4 protein-coding genes are annotated in these 3908 nt (G+C 57.0%); 2 read left to right on the top strand and 2 right to left on the bottom strand.

The genetic code is table 11. From position 1 onward, the window contains the following. Positions 1 to 419 precede the first annotated feature (419 nt). On the top strand, positions 420 to 1241 hold the full coding sequence (locus NV1_RS43075) for an AlbA family DNA-binding domain-containing protein (RefSeq protein WP_169813560.1): 822 nt from the start codon (positions 420 to 422) through the stop codon (positions 1239 to 1241). Positions 1242 to 1761: 520 nt separating this feature from the next. On the opposite strand, the gene NV1_RS41425 is transcribed toward NV1_RS43075, so the two are convergent. Both NV1_RS41425 and NV1_RS41420 read right to left on the bottom strand, forming a co-directional pair. Next, entirely contained in the window at positions 1762 to 2235 is a 474-nt protein-coding gene (locus NV1_RS41425; protein ID WP_067905157.1) for an NUDIX hydrolase, read from the bottom strand. Then, positions 2219 to 2983: a helix-turn-helix domain-containing protein gene (locus NV1_RS41420; RefSeq protein ID WP_067905162.1), complete on the bottom strand. Its 765-nt coding sequence runs from the start codon at positions 2981 to 2983 to the stop codon at positions 2219 to 2221. Before NV1_RS41420 ends, NV1_RS41425 begins: the two co-directional genes overlap by 17 nt. Before the next feature lie 472 nt (positions 2984 to 3455). On the opposite strand from NV1_RS41420, the gene NV1_RS41415 reads away from it, so the two are divergent. Further along, positions 3456 to 3731, top strand: coding sequence for a hypothetical protein (locus tag NV1_RS41415; protein ID WP_067905154.1), 276 nt, complete (start codon positions 3456 to 3458; stop codon positions 3729 to 3731). The last annotated feature ends 177 nt before the right edge of the window (positions 3732 to 3908 follow it).

The raw sequence follows: 3908 nt of genomic DNA, 5'->3' as shown, positions 1-3908 counted from the left end.
AAGACACGGTCTAAGTCAGAGGCGGCCGCAATTCCTTCGGCTGCGCGCTTTGAAGCTACCCGCGTTTACCTTGATATTTCGAGAGCGAGTATGAATTGAGCGTCGAGAGTTTCTCCCCGTTCGAATGGGATCCGAATGGTTTGCGATACATCAGACCCGATGGAACAGTATTTGCAACTCCGGATCAGCTGGGTGAGTTCTGCAAAGTAAAGTTCGCCGACGTCCGACACCTTACAGTAAAAGAAATCAGGGACAGTGCGGTATCGTCTCTTTCGACTTGAAATCGCTCATCGATCAGATTTGATATACCTTATGACGCAGCGAATGACCTCGATATTGTTAAACCGCCATGGTCAAACAGCATCCTTCCTTCAAGCTTTCTTACTATGGAAGTGTCTGACGATCGATGCTACGTCGGCATGACCATAGCAGTGTCGCGGGGAGGCTATGAAGAGTCTGACTTCGCGGACTATATTAACTGTTTGGCGCAGATTCACAAGATGGAGCTGAAACACTTCACGATAGAACAGGAAGGCTGCTTCGTCGATGTAGACTTTTATGTACCGGTAGATATTACTATCGAGGCGTTTGCTTCCATAGAATCGGAGATGTCATGCGCCTATATAAACAGAAGTCTATCCGATCGACCAGAGGCGCTTTTTGCAGAGATCCTTAATACAGGAATCTCCGCCCTAATAGGAGCGATTGAGAGCGAGACGTTAGATGTCAAGCGGTCACACTACCCCAAGGACGACCGTGGAAGGCTTGAACTGGCCAAAGATGTTGCCGCGTTCGCAAATGCCGGCAAGGGCGGAGTAATCGTTATTGGTGCGACGACAACGCGTGACATGGTAAATCATGACGTCGTCACTGGTATCCATCAATTGGATGCAGACGCCGGAGCAGTAGCGCGGTACCTGGATGCTTTGAATCAACTGATATTTCCTGAGATCTTTGGTCGTCAGATTCGCTATGTTAACCGCGAATCGTATCTGATACTTGCGATCCTTATACCTCCTCAACAGGAGATGCGAAAGCCGTTTATTGTGCGCGGTGGAATCACCTCAACTGGACGCAACAGCTCAACGATGTTTCAGGTACCCGTTCGAAAAGGTGACAGTAACTCTTCCAAACGAGTTGAAAACGTTCATAAATTCCTTTCCGGAATTCAATTTGATGGTGTCAGTTCGACTTCAGGTTGTGGAGCGCGTGTACATCATTCCACCGCGGGCGACGGCTGACGTGAGATAACGTCAACAGCCCGCGAATGCGTTCGCACAGCCGCTATAGGGCACAAGAAGATCCATGGCAAGCCATCCCGTTGAGGGATGGTGCGGCAGTCCATCACTTGGGGCTGCGATGCATTGTGGTGGAGATTTGTCACCATCCTGGTTCTGCGCCGGGGTGCCCGCCCGAGAGCGGAGCGGTAGGGCGGGTGCACCGGGCGGCGCGCGTATGCGCGCCGCTCTTGATTCTGTAGAGGGAAATTCGGCAAGTTCTTTTTCGGGGGGTTTTCGGGGGGTACCGTTTCTCTTTTTCTTTCTTCTTCTCTTCGGGGGGCTCCCGATCTTTCTGTCCGCTACATGAGTCATCAAGTTTGTAGCACAACCGATTTCGCGGTAATGATCGGTAATCTCGCCTCACCTGATGCACCCCGGCAGGCACCCCCGCACGCAGGACTCCGGGAGTGGCGGCCAGATGTACCACCAAGCGGGAGATTGCGACTCGGAGAACGCCCCACCCGGTCAGGGCTGCGAGCGTTCACCCCAGGTACGGCACCCCCCGGTTCTCTGCATGGTGCTGCAACCGAAGGCGCACAGTAGGGTGCACCGGCAACGATTCCAGTTCTTCCAGTGTGAGGAATTCCACCGACGTGGATTCAGTTGAGACACTGAGGGTTCCACCGGTCACCCGGCCGTAGTAGACAACCGCGAACTCCTGCCGAACCTCTCCGTCGGCGTATGCGATCACGTGTGCAGGGTCAGTATAGATACCGAGTAACCCTGTGATCTCGATATCGAGTCCGGTTTCTTCCCGAGTCTCGCGTACCGCGCACTCGGAGAGCGTTTCCCCTACCTCCATGATCCCGCCCGGCAGAGACCAGTTACCCGAGTCCCCGCGTCGCTGCATGAGCACACGGCCGGAATCGTCTACGACCAGAGCGGAGGCACCCGGTTTCAGTGAGTTCGGTTCCGGCGCTTGCGGATCGTTGTAGTAGTCACGCCGTGAGCCCACGGGAGCCCCCCTCGGTGTACGGCACGGCGGTTTGCCATATCTGCTCGAACTGGTCCGCGAAGGATTCGAATATCCCAAAAGGGGACAACCGCCGTAGGTACAAGGCGGTGTGCTGGTATCCCCTGGCACGGAAAAGATACGGGGTAACGATCATCTCGTCATCGAACCGAAAAACCGAGTTGTACAAGTGCGTTGAGTGCAGACCTACCCGGCACCCTGGGGTGTCCGGCAACGGTCCGAGCATGGACAACGCATTGCGTATCCGCCCCGGAAGCGTGCCGTTCATCTGCTCGAGGGTGTCGCGTTCGGCTACGTGGTCACAGCCCGGGTCGGCGAACCCGAGGCGGACATCACACCCGGCCAAGCACTTGGCGGCTATCATTTCGGAGGCTTTGGGCAGTAGTTCGAGCACGAACGGATAGGCGTACCCCATGATGTCTATACGCTGGGTTGCCTTGTGCACCAATGAAATCCAGAGATCATTAGGTATCTCGGAGCGGTGCGCGTAAGCGCCCAGAACCTCAGCGGTAGCGGGTGCCCCGGCTTGGGTGTCCGGCCTGGCGGCAGGCCACAGCGTTCCTTCGGTTTCGCCGAGCAGTTCGGCTACCCGGACCCGTGTCCGGCGGTGTGGTGTACGACCGGCGAGCCACCGGTTCACTGTCTTCACGTCTACGCCTGCCTTGTCGGCTAGCTCGGCAGAGCTGAGCCCTGATCTGAGGATTGCGGTTTCTAGCCTCTGCTGAGCCATACCCATAAGGCTAGGGGGCATTCGGGACGTTTGAAGTGTCTTCGAAAACGTCCCCGACACGGTTCTAGCGTCCTGCGGTTCTTCATACCTTCGAATCAGCGCCCGGGGCTGGTGACGAGAGGCCCGGCCCCGGGTGGCTTTCCAGCGGCCTACTACAGGGGTTGAGATGAGCACAGACGGGAACGAAGTTCCCTCCGGTGAGCCGATCTCGGATCGGACCAGCAACGAATGCGAACAGCGCAGGGGCACACGGCTTTACACGTTTTCCGGTGGAGTGCCCGAAGTGCAAGAGTCACCCAATAGCGCTCCGGGTACCGGCGTGTACTTGGAGCGCCGACAGTCTTGCAACGACGCACGAGCATTCGGCCTTGGTGAATATCCGGGTATCGCATGATCGGGATCAGCGTGGCATTCGCGGTGCCGTTGGTGGCGTTCTTCGCTGTGATGCTCTGGCCGAGGAAGGACTGAGCCGATGGCGACCACCAAACTCGGCGACGCGTGGTGCGTGTGGTTCGTGGCTCCGGACCGGTCGTTGACGGTCCGGGAGATCCGGACGCCGACCGCGACGATACGCACATGGGGCACACCTTTGCGGGTGCTGGAGCTGACGTATCCGGACCATGCGGAGCTGCTCCACAAAGCGGACCGAAAGCTTGCCGACATGATCCGGTGGGATACCCAACCAGAACCGAAACCGCAAGGGGCGAACGTGAGTCGGTTCCCGGCACCAAAGGCTGAGGGGGCGTGACGATGCTCGACCAACGCTCCGAGCCAGGTTCGTACATGGCCCCGGAGCTGGCTGACGGAGCTAAGGCAGAACTGTTACCGGTCGAGGTCATCATTCGGTTCCGCGATGCTCTGAAGTGCGGAAACCATCGAAATATCAAGGGGGACAGATGAATATACGCTTTGGTCTCGGCTTAGT

Origin of the sequence: Nocardia vaccinii NBRC 15922, from assembly GCF_001613305.1 — a bacterium.
Taxonomy (GTDB): Bacteria; Actinomycetota; Actinomycetes; order Mycobacteriales; family Mycobacteriaceae; genus Nocardia; species Nocardia vaccinii.
The sequence above is the reverse complement of the archived record's forward strand: the minus strand, read 5'-3'. Positions and strand labels throughout refer to the sequence as shown.

Excerpts from the sequence above, each read along its gene's own strand:
- NV1_RS43075 (WP_169813560.1), top strand. The coding sequence starts at position 420 with ATGACCATAGCAGTGTCGCGGGGAGGCTATGAAGAGTCTGACTTCGCG.
- NV1_RS41420 (WP_067905162.1), bottom strand. The coding sequence starts at position 2,983 with ATGGCTCAGCAGAGGCTAGAAACCGCAATCCTCAGATCAGGGCTCAGC.
- NV1_RS41415 (WP_067905154.1), top strand. The coding sequence starts at position 3,456 with ATGGCGACCACCAAACTCGGCGACGCGTGGTGCGTGTGGTTCGTGGCT.